Below are 611 nucleotides of genomic sequence, written 5' to 3'. Positions count from 1 at the left end.
GCAGTTCCAAGCACATTCTGATGGTGGGTTCTTCAAATCGGGTTTTCCAGCTGGTAGCGGTTACCGTGTTTCTCCGAGATCGCTCATTTTTGCCTATCTATCCGTGCATGCAGCAGATCTGCTATCTTCTTACGATCACGGGTATTTTTTGTTATTCGATTATATTCCAGTACAGATCCAGGAGATCTGACTGACGTCTAGACTCTATATTTTCAGTAGGCTATTTGTATTTCCATGCATGAACCATTATTATTCATGATATTGAGCAGTTGACATTCTATACTCTTGCATGCATATTTTTATGATTGTAAAACCTTTGTTATGCTACATGCTACTATAATAACCTACATGCAACCATAATAACTGACATGCAAACACTATAAACAAAGATCATCTACATCAAACCCTAAAACGCATCCAGAAACCCCCAGTGTATCAGATCTGCACGTTGGAGCAGTAAGATCGTAGCAAATATCTTGATCATCCGGATCAGGGATATTTCAGTGGATGTAGAGGCTGAGGAGGAGATTGGACTTCCAGTGGATCCAATGCCACCACCACCTTCACGGAGAGCTATACCTGGAGTTGGACTTGGGTCCGTTGGGATTGGG

At 42.1% G+C, this 611-nt stretch carries 1 protein-coding gene; it reads left to right on the top strand.

Annotated elements, in window-relative coordinates:
* A partial coding sequence (locus NUW87_RS11500) for a hypothetical protein (protein WP_269028663.1) occupies window positions 1–190 on the top strand: 190 nt, incomplete at its 5' end.
* Between the last annotated feature and the right edge of the window lie 421 nt (window positions 191–611).

It is taken from the genome of Corynebacterium pilbarense (assembly GCF_026930265.1).
Classification (GTDB): Bacteria; Actinomycetota; Actinomycetes; order Mycobacteriales; family Mycobacteriaceae; genus Corynebacterium; species Corynebacterium pilbarense.
The sequence above is the reverse complement of the archived record's forward strand: the minus strand, read 5'-3'. Positions and strand labels throughout refer to the sequence as shown.